This is a genomic window from Salirhabdus sp. Marseille-P4669 (assembly GCF_900240405.1).
Classification (GTDB): Bacteria; Bacillota; Bacilli; order Bacillales; family Alkalibacillaceae; genus OEQK01.
In genome coordinates this window covers 234834-251470 of the sequence record NZ_OEQK01000003.1, presented here as the reverse complement: position 1 = coordinate 251470, position 16637 = coordinate 234834, and the positions used below count along the sequence as shown (strand labels likewise).

The following is a 16637-nucleotide window of genomic DNA, read 5'->3' as shown; positions in this document are numbered from 1 at the left end:
GGGGGTATTCAGGATGGCATTGAAGAGAAAAACGTATTTTCTTATTGCATTTTTTAGTTTCGTCACATTATTATTAGCTGCTTGTTCAGAGGAATCGAGTGGCGAAGGTGGAGATTCCGTTGAATTGAAATTAGGTCATATGAATTCAACGGAACACGTACAGGATTCCATGTCTATGCGTCCATTCGCAGAACAGGCGGAAGAGTTGACGGAAGGTAGAGTAAAATTTGAAATTTTCCCAGGTGGAGCTTTAGGTGGTCCTGCTGAAACATGGGATAATATCGTAACTGGAGTTATGGACGGCGGATGGGGACTACAAGGCTATAATGCTGGTTTGTTTCAGGTTCATTCGGTTCTGCAATTACCATTTCTAGCAAATGGTACAGGTGAGGAATTAAGTGTTGTGGCACAAAAGCTATATGAGGAATTTCCTGAAATTCAAGAGGAATACAAAGATGTGAAACCTCTATGGTTTCATGCTGCCGATCCATATGCAATTATAACGAAAGGTAAGCCTGTTCGTAGCTTTGAAGACGTAAAAGGGCTAAAGCTTAGAACGCCATCTGTAGAAGCTGGGGAAATGATTGAATCCTGGGGGGCAACACCTGTATCTCTTCCAGCTCCTGAAATTTACGATGCACTTCAAAAAGGAGTTATTGATGGTGGAGTATTACCGGTAGCTGCAATCTATGATTTTAACCTAACAGATACAGTAGATTACGTGACATTAGGTAATTTTAATACAAGTTTATTCTATGTCGTGATGAATAAAGATAGCTGGAACAAAATTTCAGAGGAGGACCAAAAATTAATTGAAGACGAATTTTTAGGTGAGCCATGGGCTGCAAAATCCGGAGCTGCATTCGATTTTCAAAAAGAAGAAGCGGAAAAAGGCTCTAAAGAAGCTGGTGTAGAATTTATTGAGCTTGATGATGCAGAACTTCAGAAGTTTAAAGATGCTTCTGAGGTAGTTACGGAAAACTGGATTAAGAAAATGGAGGATATGGGTATCGACGGACAAAAGATTTATGATAGAGCATTGGAGCTAATTAACGAATAAGCAAACTCTTGTAAAGAGGTGAGAGAAGAATGTCACAAGAAATAGAGAAAAATGTTTCGTTGGGAGCAGAGACTCCCAACGAGTCTTCTTTTGTAAAAAGGTTTGAAAAGTTCGTTTATACCTTAAATAACGTAGCTCATAAAATTTCATACCTTTTCTTATTTGCCCTCATGTGTATAACCACAATTGATGTAATTGGAAGGAATTTTTTTGACAATCCAATTACAGGTGCGTATGAAATGACAGGGGTTTTTCTCGTTATCATTATCTTCTTTAGCTTAGGTATGACACATTTACAAGGTGATCACATCGAAATTGACTTTTTAACGAAAAAATTACCAGTTCGATTTTCTGCATTCCTTAATGCACTATTTTCGTTTGTGTTAACCATGATTCTTGCCTTAACCACTTGGCAGCTTTATGAATATACCTTGAGAGTTCATACAAACAATGAAACGACAGGCTATTTAGGGTGGCCACTTTATATCTTTATTATTTTCGCAATGATTGGAGCATTCCTGTTCATGTTAACCTATTTGCTAAATGCGATAAAATCTCTAGCAAAGGTGGTGCAAAAAAAGTGAGTCCGGAGTTCATTGGTGTAATTGGTATCATTTTGTTGCTTGTTTTTGTTATTTTAGGTGTTTCTGTTGGCCTATCTTTATTTCTAGTCGGCTTCATCGGGGTATCGATGTTAACAGATTGGCAAGTAGGCCTAGCACAATTAGGCTCTTCCTCTTTTGGAACGGCCAATAACTTTAGTTTAAGTGTTATTCCACTCTTTATCCTAATGGGAATGTTTATGTCCAATACAGGATTAGGGAAAGAGCTCTTTAATGCAGTTGATAAGTGGATAGGGCATCTTCGTGGTGGGTTGGCGATGGCAACAATTGGTGCAAGCTCCATTTTCGCTGCTATATCTGGTTCTACCAATGCCACCACTGCTACTCTAGCAAAAATTGCGATTCCAGAAATGAATGAATATAAGTATCGCACAACATTCTCAACAGCAGCTGTTGCCGCCGGTGGTACATTAGGAATTCTCATACCTCCTAGTGTCATATTAATAATTTATGGAGCTTTAACGAATGAACCAATAGGACATTTACTCATAGCCGGCATTATCCCGGGAGTTATATTAACACTATTATTTATGCTTCTTATAAACATACAAGTACGAATGGATCCGTCTATTGCTCCTAGAAAAACAGAGCGAGTATCATTACTAGATAAATTTAAATCCTTGAAAGTTGTCTGGCCATTTATGGTTATCTTTCTTATTAGTATTGGTGGAATCTATTTCGGCTATTTTACACCTACAGAAGCGGGTGCAATCGGTGCTTTTGGCGCATTTGTCATTACCATAATTATGCGTCGATTGACTTGGAAAGGCTTGCTAGCATCGTTAGACGAATCGATTCGGCTAACAGTCATGTTGTTTTTAATTTTAATTGGTGCTGACCTTTTTGGTAGATTTCTAGCGCTGAGTGGAATTCCTCGATACTTAACAGAGGTAGTCGGAACGTTAAATGTGTCGCCATATATCATTCTAATGTTAATTTTAGCTGTTTACTTCATTTTAGGTATGTTCTTAGAAGGGATTGCGATTATGGTGCTCACCCTTCCAATTGTTTATCCGCTTATAACGCAGTTAGGTTTTGATGGATTGTGGTTTGGAATCATAATGGTAATGGTTCTTAACATTGGGGTGTTAACACCACCATTAGGCTTAAGTGTTTATATCATCAGTGGGGTTGTGAAGGATGTACCAATTGAAAAGATTTTCAAAGGGGTCGTACCTGCGATTATTACAATGGTAATTTTTACCATTCTACTAATTGTCTTCCCTGACATTGCAACATTTTTACCTAGTTTCATTGATTAGCATAAATGGCCTTCCTCCCTTATAGTAAGCCGGTAGGTAGGCTTTTTAAACATCATTTAATATAAGGAGGAATCATGACGTGTTGTTAAAACGATCGTTGGATGAAAAATTGTTTCTACAATTAAAGGAAAAAATGTCTCAAGGTCTATTACCCCAATGGGTTATTACCGACCCAGATATTTATCAATTAGAGATGGAAAATATTTTTGAGCGGACCTGGCAGTTTCTTGGTCATGAAACAGAACTGAAACATAATGGGGATTACGTAACGAGGTGGCTAGGACGAGATCCGGTCTTATTAGTTCGGAACAATAATGGGGAAATAAAAGCCTTTTTAAACTCATGCTCTCATCGCGGAACCCAACTTTGTACAGCTGACAGGGGAAACAAAAAGGCATTTACCTGTCCATATCATGGGTGGACATATAATAATGATGGGGATTTGATCGGTGTAGTAGCGGATAATCGAGTATTTGGTGGGGAAATGGATAAGTCGGATTGGGGGCTTCGTCCAATTCCGAAGGTGGATAGCTACCAAGGCATGATTTTCGGTTGTTTGGATGAAAATGCGGAAAGTCTGGACGATTATTTAGGGGATATGAAGTGGTATTTAGACATGCTCCTAGGTCGAAGTGACGGAGGGATGGAGGTAATTGGACTCCCTCAACGCTGGGTGGCAAAGGCAAATTGGAAATCTACTACTGAAAATTTTGCTGCGGATCCCTATCACGTACAAACTACGCATCGCTCCACAGTTGAATTAGGGATTAGCCCATCGGATCCTTTTTATGCGGGATATGGTCACCAAGTCGTTTGTGATAACGGGCATGGCATAAATGTAATCACTTCGAAAACAGGGAAAGCCCGGGTAAAATATCAAAGTATGCCGGAAGAAATGTGGCCAATGTTTGAGAAAAATCTAACTCCTGAACAAAATGACATTATGTCAAAGGTTACTGTTTTTGTAGGTGGAGTATATCCAAATTTATCCTTTGTAAGCCCGATACATGGAACAGAAGGACATTTACACAATTACTTGAATTTTAGATTGTGGCGACCAGTAGGACCTGAAAAGGTGGAAGTATGGTGCTGGTTCTTTATTGATAAATTAGCTCCTGAAGAATATAAAAAAGCTGCGTACAAAGGTTATTTGGGGTCCTTTGGTCCATCGGGTACACTCGAGCAAGATGATACGGAGACTTGGGCTCGTATCGTAGAAGTAAGTGGTGGCTCGATGATGCGAAACAAAGAACTGAGCTACAATAATGTAAGTAATTATTTGATGGGTCATAATCGAGTAGAACCAGATTCGAGCTTCCCAGGTCCAGGCACTGCATATCCTACTACTTATTTAGATGCATTAGCTAAAAGCATGCATGAAAAATGGCTTGAATATATTTCGAGAGATCTTTTAGTAGGGGAGGAGAGGTAAGTGAGCACTCCACTAAGAAATCATGTCACACCTGATATTTATTTTGAAATAACAACGTTTTTGCATCAGGAAAGCTATTATTTGGATCACAAACAATTTAAAGAATGGTTAGAGCTATTTACCGATGATGTGGACTATCGTATGCCCCTTCGAGAAACGGTGGAAGGCGGTTTGTCCGCGCAAACAATAGCGACTGATTCCTCCTATCTGGAAGAAACGAAGGTGTCCCTTAAGACGAGGGTAAACCGCCTATACACTAAGTCAGCTTGGGTTGAAAACCCCACAACTCGACAACGTCATTTTATAAGTAATATTATCGTGGAACCTACTGAAAGCCCTGATGAATGGAAGGTGAAAAGCTATTTTTTATTTAAAAGAAGTCGAGCATCTACTCATGAATTAGAAGAATTATTTGGCGAACGTCATGATATTATTCGGAACATAGATGGTGAATGGAAAATTGCTTCACGTATTATATACCCAGATCAAACCGTTATTACAACAATGAATATGAGCATGTTTCTTTAAGTATGAAGGACCTGGTACATACCAGGTCTTTTCTTTATTAGGAAAGAAATGTGAATACATAAAGATTTAGGATATTTGTCATAATAATACTGTTTAACCAATCCTACCAATTATAGAAAGATGTGATTTCAGCTTCATGAAACTTTTTCGTAGTAAAAAAGATAAATGGAACAAAAAAGTTTCAAAGTTAATGAAACAATCGAAAAAAATGGATGATTTACAAGCATTGTTAGAAGCTTGTCAGGAATCAAATGATTTCTTCCATTATGAACATACATTTGAAAACGATACGCTATGGATCTCTTATTATAAATCCATTGTGGATGCAGATGTTTTACACAAAGCGGTCTTTCCTTATTTGGAAAAGGAAAGCCTAAATTCCTTAGAAAAGGTGCAATCCTTAATACCTGTAGAAAAAACCATCATTACAAGTAATGTGAAGGATATTGAGAAGAATTTACTGAATGGTCATATGATAATTCGGTTGAACGATCAGGAAAAGAAATGCTTAGTCGTAAATGCTCCTGTGAAGAAGGAAAGGAGTATTTCACCCCCAGAAGTAGAATTTTCAGTAGTTGGTCCGAAAGAAGCATTTGTAGAGTCGATTGATACAAACTTAAATTTACTACGGGTACGATTACCAATTAAAGAATTAAAGGTTAAAGAATTTACAATAGGCAAGTTATCCAAAACAAAAGTAGCAATTATTTATATTGCAGGCCTAACGAATGAGGAAAATGTAAATACTGTTAAGCAACGTGTGAAGGAAGTAGAGATTGATCAAGTCATCGACAGCTCTTATTTAACACAAATTATTTCCGATAATCCGAAGTCCTTATTCCCTCAGCTATTAGACACGGAACGTCCCGACCGTGCTGCGGCAGTATTGGCGGAGGGGAAGGTTGTCGTGATGGTGAATGGCTCGCCACACGTATTAATTGGACCTACAAATCTTACTGAATTTTTTGGAGCTTTTGAAGATTATTTTTTGAATCCGATTTTAGCATCAGCATTTCGGATTATTCGTTTTTTTGCCGTTATTTTTTCAATTTTGGTAACGCCGATTTATGTTGCAGTACTAACGTATCATTACGAATTGATACCTAGCGATTTATTTGGCACCTTAATTTCCTCTAGAGAGGTTGTTCCCTTACCACCCATATTAGAGGCCATTATTTTGGAATTAACGATTGAACTATTGAGAGAGGCTGGGGCAAGACTACCAACAAAGGTCGGACAAACAATTGGTATCGTAGGAGGTATCGTAATTGGGACAGCGTCCGTTGAAGCGGGTCTAACTAGTAATGTGTTGTTGATTATTATTGCACTTGCTGCTCTTGCTTCCTTTACAACACCAGTTTACCAAATGGGTAACACCATTCGGTTAATTCGCTTTCCGTTTTTAATTTTGGCCTATATGTTTGGAATGGTTGGTGTTGTCATTTGTTTTTGTTTTATGTTAGCCCATTTATTACGATTAACCTCATTGGGAAGACCATTTTTGGAGCCGTTATATCCACCGAGACTCAAGGATTTAAAGGACTCCATCATACGTTTTCCTTTTTCCTGGAATACAAAACGACCAATTCAATTACAAACACAAGATACCGTTCGATATAGCAAGAAAAAAGCTAGGAAAAAGAAGGATATAGATGAATAAAGTGTGGAGGTGCAAAGGATGAGCAGTTCAGTTCCAGATCGGTTAAAGGTTTCTCCTGGTTTAGTGTTTTTCCTTGTCACTTCCATTCAAGTTGGAGTTGGGATACTTTCCTTTCAAACGACTATTGTAGAAAAAGCCGGGTATGATTCGTGGATGTCCATTATTATTGCGGGGATTAGCGTGCACATTATCATTTGGTTAATATACAAAATGCTAATGAAGGAACACAAAGATGTTCTAGACATTCATGTAACCATATTCGGGAAATGGCTTAGCAAGGTGTTTGGTGTTCTCTTTGTCTTTTATTTTATTTTGTTAACGATTTCGGTTTTACGTATTTATATTGAAGTCATTCAAGTGTGGATGTTCCCAGAAATAAACCTGCTTGTCATCACGACTATTCTTGCCATCTTAATATTTTATATTGTAAATGGTGGTTTCCGAGTAGTTGTAGGTATATGCTTTTTAGGTTTTGTCATCCCATTGTATCTAATCTTAACATTACTATTCCCATTGGAATTTGCCCATTACGAAAATTTAACGCCAATATTTACTCATTCCATTAAAGAAATTATGAATGCATCCATAACCATGACATTCAGCTATATTGGCTTTTCCACTCTGTTGTTTTATTATCCGTTTATTAAGAAACCAGAAAAGTCCCATAAATATGCTCATTTTGGTGTAGCTTTTACGACGTTTCTCTATTTAGCAGTTGCTTTTGTAACCTTTGTTTTCTATGATGAAGAGCAAATTAAAACCGTCATCTATCCTACATTAGGCATATGGAAAATCATGGAGATGCCTTTTGTTGAACGTTTTGAATACATTGGGATTAGTTCATGGCTTCTTGTTATCCTTCCTAACATGACTTTATCAACGTGGGCAGCATCCCGAGCGATTAAAAGACTATTTGGATTAAAACAGAGAATTGCATTAGTCCTTATATTAGTTATCTCGATTATTGGTGTCCTTTTTTTAAAGGGGTACCACATGATTGACATTTATGCACAAGTTGTCACCTATATTGGATTCGGTATTGTCTATGGGTATATTCCGTTATTATTTATTATTTACACCATTGTCTTAAAAGTGAGGAAATCCAAATGAGACGAATTTTTATGCTTCTTGCAGCTTTGATATTTCTATTTGGAATAAGTGGATGTGGCTTAAGAAAGCAAATCATTGATGACATATCCCTTATATCAGCTACTGGTTTTGATGCTGGGGAAGAAGGGGTTATTATGGGAACGATAACGGTACCACGCTTTACGAAGGACCAGCAAACACAAACCCATGTGTTTAAAGCGGAATCACACACCATTCAACGAAATTTTGTGAAAATCGAAACACAGGTACAACGACCTTTGGCAATTGGAAAGATTGATGTCATCCTATTTAATGAAGAATTAGCGAGTAAAGGCATAAAAGATATTAAAGATTTATTTGTACGTGACCCAAGTGTAGGTTCTAGGGTTAAGATGGCAGTTGTAGAAGGTAGTTCAAATGATGTGTTAACACGGGAATATTGGGATCAGGATGCAGGAATTTATGTTTCAAGTATGATTGAACAAGGTGTCGATCGCGGTAATTTACCAGACGCCAATATTCATATATTTACATATGCTTTATATTCCAGAGGCCAAGATCCTTACTTACCATTACTTTCGGTAGGGGAAATGGTCAAAGCAAATAAGGTTGCCCTATTTAAGGAAGATCGGTATGTAGGGAAAATCCCTGAACATCTAGTCTTTGCTTTTAAGCTATTATTAGGGGAGGTTAATGGAGGCGAATTTAGCCTTCGAGAAGAAGAAGATTATTATGCCGCTATTGCAAACGTTACGGTAAAGCGAAAAATTAAAATGGATCGAACCCAGCAACAACCGAAAATTACAATTGAGCTAAATGTAGAAAGCTCGTTACGAGAATTTAAAGGTGAAGACACGAAACCAAAAGTAGTTGCAGACTTAGAAAAGAAATTTGAGAGAACATTAACAAAACAATGTGAAGAAATCATAAAACAATTGCAGGAATTAAACGTCGATCCAATTGGATTAGGTAGTTTTTATCGGAGTAAGGAAAGAAACTTTAACGAAAAAGAATGGGATGCGATGTATCCAGACTTAGAAATCAAACCAAAAATCAATGTGAAAATTATGGAAGTAGGAATTCGGAAATAAAAAGAGAAGAGGCTGGGGCAATAACGACAATGTTTGAATCAAAATGCAATTAAAGAAGAAATAAATTAGCAGAGGTAATACACGGAGATTCCTGCGGGATGAAATCCTGGGTAATACCCCGTAAGTTCTTTCAGCACGAGGAGGCAATAGCAGCGCCCTAAGGTCCGCGTAGTGTATTTCCGACGTGGTATTTCCCCGCTAGTCAAAGTTCGGGTTTTCCTTTTTAGAAAAAACTTTTGTCCCATCCTCTTCTCTATAAAGCTGGATCATTTCCTCTAATTTTAATATTTCCTGGTTCCAATCGAGCTGATTATATTGTTTTAATGACGTAATAGCACTTGCAATCATATACATTCGAATCTTTTTATCAGAGGAAAATTCTTCTATGACAAATTGAAGTAGCTCAGACAATTCCTCGTTTTTTTGATTCGTAGTTGTATATTTAGACAGATTCATCACAATTTGATGAGCTGTATTTACGATTATGGATTTTGTCTGTGTGCTACCTTGATTATCCTCTTGTAACCATTTTAGGAGGAGGTTTGGATCTAATAGTTGTTCCCGTGTTTTGGAAAGGTGCTCCACCATATTCTTGAGCCGATTTAAACAATATTGAACGACCTTATGAATATTAAGGTTTGTGTCTTGTACCAAGGAATGGTATTTAATGTTTTGATATAAAATCCCCCGGAACATGACAGTACAATCCAATAAAATGGGTCGATTTTCCTCACCAAATAAGTGAATTAAACGTTGGTTATACCACGCCATATCTCGTAATTGTATGGATTTCACGCATTGCATTAAATCATGATTTTTTGACAGCGAAACTTCTTCAAATAAAAGGAACAGTTTGTTTTCTTTATTCCATTCAAATTGTAGAGTAAGCTGCTCCAAAAAAGTTTCCATATTTTCATGAGAACTCTTCTCCAGTAGGGCATTGCGCATTCTTTCTAATCTCTCGTAAGACGCCTCAAAAATAGAGATAAGCAATTCATTTTTTGATGAAAAGTAATTATAAAAGGTCCCCTTTGAAATATTACTTTCCTCCAGAATATCTTGAATGGATGTATCTCGAAATCCTTTTTTAATAAATAATTGATGGGCGTGTTTTAAGACATGCTCTTTTCGATCCAACATCATTTTCACCTTACTCTTTGTTTATATTATATGTTTATTGTAACGCAACTAATTTTCTTCGTCCAAGTATTACAAAAATCTGTCCTATTTTTACTGAGAATTTTTTTATTGCACAATGAAAAGAAATGGTATATCATAATAAAGTTCTAAAACAACAGTATAAAAAATGAACCGGCGGTATAGATAGGGGGATTAAGATGAATACATCGATTGAACATCAAAATCGACCACCATATGGAATTATAGCAGTGTTATTAATTGGTGCTTTTATAGCATTGTTAAATGAAACGCTATTAAACATTGCTTTGCCTTCTATTATGGAGGATCTAGATATTGAAATGTCAACCGTACAATGGATGACAAATGGTTATATGTTAGTGAATGGAATCTTAATTCCAACGACAGCATTTTTAATTCGTAAATACTCTGCACGTCATTTATTTTTAGTAGCGATGGGATTATTTACAGCAGGTACGGTTCTTGCTGGCTTTGCAGATGCTTTTTCCGTTCTGTTAATCGCTCGTATGATTCAGGCTGCAGGTTCGGCAATTATGATGCCACTATTAATGAACGTTATTTTAGTAAGCTTTCCTGTTGAAAAACGGGGAGGAGCAATGGGATTATTTGGTCTTGTTATGATCTTTGCTCCTGCAGTAGGTCCAACTTTATCTGGTTGGATTGTTGAGCATTATTCCTGGAGATTGTTATTTAATCTTGTATCTCCAATTGCGTTTATTGTTCTTTTAGTCGGCTTTTTCAAATTGAAGGATGTAAAAGAGAAGTCTTCAGAGAAGCTTGATAAACTTTCTTTAATCTTATCAAGCTTTGCATTTGGAGGCTTGTTATATGGATTTAGTACCTCAGGAGATAAAGGTTGGGATAACCCTCAAGTATATGGCACTCTAATTGTAGGTGCTATTTCTCTAATTCTATTTATTTGGAGACAAATGGTGATGGAGGACCCTATGCTAGACTTCACCATTTATAAATATCCAATGTTCGCTTTATCATCGATTATCTCCATTATTATTACGATGGCGATGTTCTCGGCAATGCTTCTTTTACCTGTATACTTGCAAGATTTACGTGGAATATCCCCAATGGATGCGGGACTGTTAATGCTACCTGGTGCGATTATCATGGGGATTATGTCACCCATTACAGGGAAACTATTTGATAAATTTGGTGCTAGAGTATTGGCAATTATTGGACTTACGATTACGGTTGTAACAACTTACTTCTTCAGCCAATTAACCTTTGAAACAAGTTACACACAGCTGATTCTTATGTATAGTGCAAGAATGTTTGGAATGTCAATGGTTATGATGCCTGTTATGACGAATGGTTTAAACGAATTATCCGCAAGATACTATCCACATGGAACTGCAATGAATAATACATTACAACAAGTATCAGGTGCGATAGGTTCTGCGATTTTAGTTTCCGTAATGTCCAATCACGCAGAAAAAAGGGGAGAGGAACTTTCTGCTGATGCAATGAGTCAGCTCACAACGCCACCTACACCAGAAGTTTTGGAGCAAATGGAAGCTCAAATAGGTGCGAAAGCGATGCTAGATGGAATTAACTTCTCCTTCATCTTTTCTGTAGCATTGCTTGTTGTTTCTTTGATCCTAGTATTCTTTATAAAGAGGGCAACACCACCTACAGATGCTCCAGGTTTTGTAGCGCACAACCAACCGGATAAGAAAATAACAACAAGTACAGAGCCGGTAGTAGAATAATACGTATGGAAAAAATCCAAATCAACCACACTTTTAGAAGGTGTCTCCCGTTGATTTGGATTTTTTGTTTGATTCGTTTCACCATTTTATTGATAAATTTAACCGGGAGAGTATTTACGTTGACTATTATTTTCATAACAGGAATACTTAAAGTAAACGTACCTATAATGGACAATACACATTAATAAAATTGGAGGACGTAGTGGATGACAGGTATAAAGGAATTTAATGAGCTAGATGGTATCGGAATAAAAGAATTAGTAGATCGACGAGAAATTAAAGCAGAAGAGGTTGTCCAGCACTCGATTTCGAAAATAGAACAATATAACGACGAACTAAATGCCGTTGTTTATACCATGTTTGAAGAAGCACTTAAAGTCGCGAAGGAGGAGAAATATGCATCGGGGCCATTTAGCGGTGTACCTACCCTTATAAAAGAATTAAATGATATAAAGGGCCATCCTTCTACACAAGGCTCAAAACTATTAAAAAATCAAATTGCTTCCAAAAATGATGTTGTGGTTGACCGTCTACAGCAATCCGGCCTTATTTTTCTAGGAAAAACCAATTCTCCAGAGTTTGGATTTTTACCAACCACTGAGCCAGAGCTTTTCGGTGCAACAAAAAATCCGTGGGATCCAAGTCTTTCATCAGGAGGGTCGAGTGGTGGAGCGGCTGCAGCAGTAGCAACTGGTATGGTACCACTTGCGCAAGGTAGCGATGGAGGAGGCTCAATCCGAATCCCATCATCCTATTGTGGTGTATTTGGATTAAAGCCATCTAGGGGACGCCTTCCATACTCGGACTATTTTAACCAATTAAGTACAAGTCATGTTTTAACAAAATCCGTTCGTGACAGTGCCCTAGCCCTGGATGTTTTGCAGGGTGGGGGCAAATATGACACATTCCCAGAAATTACGTCTTCGGATTCCTTTCTTCAAGCATTATCAGAAAAACCAACGAAGCTACGAATTGGCGTAGCATATGATTGGAATGGCCAAACCGTGATTGACGAAGAAACGAGACAAGCTGTAACCTATACTGCTTCTTTATTAGAAGCGCTTGGGCATGAGGTAGTAATAGAATCACCAACTTTTAATTTTGATGTCTATACAGAGCAGTTCATTAATGTTTGGGCTGGAAGTGGTTCGGTTATTATTAAACATGTTGCGGAAATGGTAGGAGAAAAGCCAAGTAGAGATAATTTGGAACTGTTATCGTATAACTTATTTAAGGCTGGATATGAAATTTCTGCTCTTCAATATGAGGAAGCACGAATACTACTGCAACGGGAGATTAAAAAAATTCTATCCTACTTTGATCAATTTGATGTACTTCTTACACCAGTTTTGAATAAAAGTGAAATTCCTTTAGGGACTATATACAATCAAGTGGACCCAATTGGAGATATGCTGGATAATATGGTGAATTACGTTAGTTTTCCGGCTATTGCTAATGTTTCCGGACAACCTTCAATGAGTGTGCCGCTTTATTGGACGGAAAGTGGAATGCCAATTGGCTCGATGTTTACAGGTAGATTAGGAGATGAAAAAAAGCTGTTACAACTTGCAGCGGAGCTTGAGGCGGTAAATCCGTGGCAGCATCATTATAAGCGATTACAACATTCGCTACTGAAAAAAATGTAAAGCTTCCTAAAAATAGGACCCATTTCCATACGAATTGAAATTGGGTCCTTTATATTTTGATTGAGCGCATGTTATTTATCTTTTTCATCATTACTTCACACGCCTATTCTTTATTTCATATTCAATTACAAATAAATTTTCGAACATATTATATCACCTCACCCTCCGCAGTGATTTTTAATTGGACTCTATTTGGCATCAACATTTTTTATCTCTCCTTTCTCGTCATTTTGCTCTTGGTTTATTTCACGCGTAATCCTTGTGCAATCTTTTCCATTTCGTAAATATTCATCATCTGTATCACCTCCTTCTTATTTATTTCCAGTATACCTACATCCTAAACTTTCCATAACAGTTGCAAGCACGAACTTTTTTCCGCCTTAAGGAGGATATGCATCTACGACCTTTCTCATTGTTCACGTTTGTACATATTCATTCTCCATTTCGTTTTAGTAAAATATCACGATAGCAAATCTAAGAATGGTATGGTATTATGATGAATAATTGGAAAATTTGGGTAAGTACTAGGGAAAGGAACGAAGAATAGATGAGGCAAAATATGCTAAAAAAATGGCTGCTGTTCGTACTTACAGCAATGCTGCTACTTGTTATGGTGGCATGTAACAGTGATGACAAAAACGAAGCAAAGGATTCTGATCAAAAGGAAACAGAAACTGTAGAACCGAATGAAGATGAGGAAGTAGTTGAAGAGGGCGCAGAAGAAAATGCGAATCAGGAAGAAGCAACAGGAGAAGGAAGTGGGGGTTTTCTTTGGAAATCAACGCATAATAACAACACGGTATATATGTTGGGCTCCATTCATGTGGCTACTCCGGACTTTTATCCATTACATGAAAAGATTGAAAAAGCTTTTGATGAATCTGATTATTTAGCGGTAGAGGCCGATATTGTAAATGTAAATGTTTTTGAAATGAATCAGTTAGTAAATGAACGCGCACAATACACCGATGGCACCACATTAGAAGACCATATCCCTGCAGACCTTTACGCACAAGTGAAAAAGTATTTGGAAGAGACTGGCATACCTTTAGCCACGGTTAATGGTTATGAACCATGGTATGTATATAATGTTTTGGAAAGTTTGCAGGTGATGTTGTTGGGCTATGACTCTACACTTGGGATTGATTATCACTTTTTAGAGGCTGCAACAGAAGAACAAAAGGACATTATTGAGCTAGAAAGTGTAGAATTTCAGTTGGATATGTTGGATAGCTTTTCACCAGAAATTCAGGAATCTTTACTCCAGTCCACAGTAGAAAACCAGGATCAATATGAAGAGCAAATGAAAAAAATGACAGAGCTTTGGAAGAGTGGAGATGAAGAAGGTTTGTCACAATATCTATTTAGTGAAGAAGCGGAAACAGTTGAAGATGAAGAATTTATGAAAGTCATGCTAGATGATCGTAATGTAGGGATGACAGATAAAATCGAAGGCTTTTTAACGGAAGGAGAAGGAGAGGTATACTTTGTTATTGTAGGTGCGGCTCATTACTTTGGTGAACAAGGCATAATAAAGCTATTGGAAGAACGAGGCTACACTGTAGAAAAACAATTATAACGAACCAAGACCCTTTTCATTATGATGGAAAGGGTCTTGGTTTACTTCCTCGTTTTTTCTTGATTTTTTCTCCTATGATTGTTTTTGTTTGAAGTGTGTATGTGTGGCTATGATTGTTTTATTTTACACGACGGTCTCTCTTAACATTTCTAATTCGTATAAGTTCAGCATGCCAATCACCTCTTTTGTTTCACCACTGTAAGTGTAAGGGATTGGTATTTTATGAACCGTATGCAGGATGACTTTCATATCGGTCTATCGTTCGAAAACAGTTACACCGAAAGCCGGATATGAAAAAGAGGTCCATACATATGCTGAATTTACCAGCATATGTATGAACCTCTTTATTTGCTTATAAAATTTTACTTAAGAACGATTGTGTTCTTGGGTTTTGAGGATTTGTAAAAATTTGTTCTGGATCGCCTTCCTCTTGAATAATCCCTTCATCCATAAAGATTACACGGTCACCAACCTCGCGGGCAAATCCCATTTCATGCGTTACGACAACCATTGTCATACCTTCTTTAGCTAGATCCTTCATAACTTGAAGCACGTCCCCGACGAGCTCTGGGTCTAATGCGGAGGTTGGCTCGTCAAAAAGCATAACCTTTGGATTCATTGCGAGTGCACGAGCGATAGCAACACGCTGTTTTTGTCCCCCAGACAAACTTTCCGGGTAAACGTCTGCTTTATCCGAAAGACCAACTTTATCTAGGAGCTGTACTGCAATTTCTTTTGCTTCTTCTTGTGACATTTTTTTCACTTTCATCGGTGCAAGAGTTATGTTTTCAAGCACAGATTTATGTGGAAATAAGTTGAAATGCTGAAACACCATTCCAACCTTTGTACGTAGGTTGTTGATGTTTGTTTTTGGGTCGGTTAGTTCTTCACCATCAATAATGACTTGGCCTGAAGTAATTTCTTCAAGCAAATTTAAACAACGGAGAAACGTACTCTTTCCAGACCCAGATGGTCCAATCACACATACTACTTCACTTTCTTTTATTTCAGCATCTATTCCTTTTAATACTTCTAATTCACCAAAGCTTTTGTGTAAGTCTTTTACTGAAATCATATTATACATCCAGCTTCCTTTCTAATCTTCTTAAAATGATCCCGATTGGAATGGTAATAATTAAATAAAAAATACAAACCATTACAAGCGTTTCAAAAATATCAAATGTCGCATTATAGTATTGTTTTGCCTTATAAACTAATTCTTGAACAGCTATAACGGAGAATACGGAGGTATCTTTTAAGCTTATAACGAATTGGTTCCCAAGAGGAGGAATCATACGTTTAAAGGCTTGAGGCCAAATAATATAGCGCATCGTTTGTCCTTTCGTTAAACCTAAGGAACGTCCTGCTTCATGCTGTCCTTTTTCAATCGAATATACAGCGCCACGAACTATCTCGGCAATATAGGCACCGGCATTTACTGCAATGGCAATAACCCCAGCTGTAAAGGCATTAAGATTCAGCCCGATTAAATCCTCAGAAATACCGAAGTACAGAAATAAGGCTTGCGCAAGAATAGGCGTACCTCTTATCACCTCAATATATACTGTACAAATAGCCCGAATTATTTTAAGCTTAGAAAGCTTTCCTAGCCCAACAATAGTTCCTATAATTATACCAAAAAAAAGTCCAACTGCGGTAATACCAATTGTTATTTTTAAACCTTCCCATAAGAAGGGGATCGATTTTATATAGGCAGAATCCATTAATGCATCTATCATTCTAATAATCTCTCCTTTAAAAAGAGCGTAACAAGCACATAACTTG

General features: G+C 37.4%; 14 protein-coding genes. 11 read left to right on the top strand and 3 right to left on the bottom strand.

Annotated elements, in window-relative coordinates; all coding sequences use genetic code 11:
- Positions 1 to 13: 13 nt before the first annotated feature.
- From C1A05_RS07730 to C1A05_RS07695, 8 genes are all read left to right on the top strand, one after another.
- Positions 14 to 1060, top strand: coding sequence for a TRAP transporter substrate-binding protein (locus C1A05_RS07730; protein ID WP_234998413.1), 1047 nt, complete (start codon positions 14 to 16; stop codon positions 1058 to 1060).
- Positions 1061 to 1089: 29 nt separating this feature from the next.
- Positions 1090 to 1644, top strand: coding sequence for a TRAP transporter small permease (locus C1A05_RS07725; protein ID WP_102027621.1), 555 nt, complete (start codon positions 1090 to 1092; stop codon positions 1642 to 1644).
- A complete protein-coding gene (locus C1A05_RS07720) occupies positions 1641 to 2945 on the top strand; it encodes a TRAP transporter large permease (protein WP_102027620.1) in 1305 nt (434 codons plus the stop codon). Before C1A05_RS07725 ends, C1A05_RS07720 begins: the two co-directional genes overlap by 4 nt.
- An 82-nt stretch (positions 2946 to 3027) precedes the next feature.
- The gene (locus C1A05_RS07715; RefSeq protein ID WP_200816480.1) at positions 3028 to 4377 is read left to right on the top strand and encodes an aromatic ring-hydroxylating oxygenase subunit alpha; all 1350 of its coding nucleotides are present in this window, start codon (positions 3028 to 3030) and stop codon (positions 4375 to 4377) included.
- The gene (locus C1A05_RS07710) at positions 4378 to 4905 is read left to right on the top strand and encodes an aromatic-ring-hydroxylating dioxygenase subunit beta (RefSeq protein WP_102027619.1); all 528 of its coding nucleotides are present in this window, start codon (positions 4378 to 4380) and stop codon (positions 4903 to 4905) included. It abuts the gene before it with no gap.
- Positions 4906 to 5041: 136 nt separating this feature from the next.
- The gene (locus tag C1A05_RS07705) at positions 5042 to 6565 is read left to right on the top strand and encodes a spore germination protein (protein ID WP_102027618.1); all 1524 of its coding nucleotides are present in this window, start codon (positions 5042 to 5044) and stop codon (positions 6563 to 6565) included.
- An 18-nt stretch (positions 6566 to 6583) separates the two neighbouring features.
- Positions 6584 to 7675 (top strand): GerAB/ArcD/ProY family transporter, encoded by a 1092-nt coding sequence (locus C1A05_RS07700; protein ID WP_102027617.1) that lies wholly within the window; start codon positions 6584 to 6586, stop codon positions 7673 to 7675.
- Complete coding sequence (locus tag C1A05_RS07695) at positions 7672 to 8745, top strand: Ger(x)C family spore germination protein (RefSeq protein WP_102027616.1); 1074 nt, start codon at positions 7672 to 7674, stop codon at positions 8743 to 8745. Before C1A05_RS07700 ends, C1A05_RS07695 begins: the two co-directional genes overlap by 4 nt.
- 198 nt (positions 8746 to 8943) lie before the next feature.
- Here the strand turns inward: C1A05_RS07695 and C1A05_RS07690 are convergent, their stop codons facing one another.
- Entirely contained in the window at positions 8944 to 9882 is a 939-nt protein-coding gene (locus C1A05_RS07690) for a TetR/AcrR family transcriptional regulator (RefSeq protein ID WP_159462022.1), read from the bottom strand.
- 200 nt (positions 9883 to 10082) lie between these two features.
- Between C1A05_RS07690 and C1A05_RS07685 the strand changes: the two genes are divergently transcribed.
- From C1A05_RS07685 to C1A05_RS07675, 3 genes are all read left to right on the top strand, one after another.
- Positions 10083 to 11627: a DHA2 family efflux MFS transporter permease subunit gene (locus tag C1A05_RS07685; protein WP_102027614.1), complete on the top strand. Its 1545-nt coding sequence runs from the start codon at positions 10083 to 10085 to the stop codon at positions 11625 to 11627.
- 206 nt (positions 11628 to 11833) lie between these two features.
- Entirely contained in the window at positions 11834 to 13273 is a 1440-nt protein-coding gene (locus C1A05_RS07680; protein WP_102027613.1) for an amidase, read from the top strand.
- Positions 13274 to 13832: 559 nt separating this feature from the next.
- Positions 13833 to 14852, top strand: a complete 1020-nt coding sequence (locus C1A05_RS07675) for a TraB/GumN family protein (protein ID WP_159462021.1) — start codon at positions 13833 to 13835, stop codon at positions 14850 to 14852.
- 352 nt (positions 14853 to 15204) lie between these two features.
- Here C1A05_RS07675 and C1A05_RS07670 read toward each other — a convergent pair whose 3' ends face one another.
- Together C1A05_RS07670 and C1A05_RS07665 are read right to left on the bottom strand one after the other, a co-directional pair.
- Positions 15205 to 15927, bottom strand: coding sequence for an amino acid ABC transporter ATP-binding protein (locus C1A05_RS07670; protein WP_102027876.1), 723 nt, complete (start codon positions 15925 to 15927; stop codon positions 15205 to 15207).
- A gap of 1 nt (position 15928) precedes the next feature.
- Positions 15929 to 16591, bottom strand: coding sequence for an amino acid ABC transporter permease (locus C1A05_RS07665; RefSeq protein WP_102027611.1), 663 nt, complete (start codon positions 16589 to 16591; stop codon positions 15929 to 15931).
- Positions 16592 to 16637: the final 46 nt, after the last annotated feature.

Excerpts from the sequence above, each read along its gene's own strand:
- C1A05_RS07730 (WP_234998413.1), top strand. The coding sequence starts at position 14 with ATGGCATTGAAGAGAAAAACGTATTTTCTTATTGCATTTTTTAGTTTC.
- C1A05_RS07725 (WP_102027621.1), top strand. The coding sequence starts at position 1,090 with ATGTCACAAGAAATAGAGAAAAATGTTTCGTTGGGAGCAGAGACTCCC.
- C1A05_RS07705 (WP_102027618.1), top strand. The coding sequence starts at position 5,042 with ATGAAACTTTTTCGTAGTAAAAAAGATAAATGGAACAAAAAAGTTTCA.
- C1A05_RS07700 (WP_102027617.1), top strand. The coding sequence starts at position 6,584 with ATGAGCAGTTCAGTTCCAGATCGGTTAAAGGTTTCTCCTGGTTTAGTG.
- C1A05_RS07695 (WP_102027616.1), top strand. The coding sequence starts at position 7,672 with ATGAGACGAATTTTTATGCTTCTTGCAGCTTTGATATTTCTATTTGGA.
- C1A05_RS07685 (WP_102027614.1), top strand. The coding sequence starts at position 10,083 with ATGAATACATCGATTGAACATCAAAATCGACCACCATATGGAATTATA.
- C1A05_RS07680 (WP_102027613.1), top strand. The coding sequence starts at position 11,834 with ATGACAGGTATAAAGGAATTTAATGAGCTAGATGGTATCGGAATAAAA.
- C1A05_RS07675 (WP_159462021.1), top strand. The coding sequence starts at position 13,833 with ATGCTAAAAAAATGGCTGCTGTTCGTACTTACAGCAATGCTGCTACTT.
- C1A05_RS07670 (WP_102027876.1), bottom strand. The coding sequence starts at position 15,927 with ATGATTTCAGTAAAAGACTTACACAAAAGCTTTGGTGAATTAGAAGTA.
- C1A05_RS07665 (WP_102027611.1), bottom strand. The coding sequence starts at position 16,591 with ATGATAGATGCATTAATGGATTCTGCCTATATAAAATCGATCCCCTTC.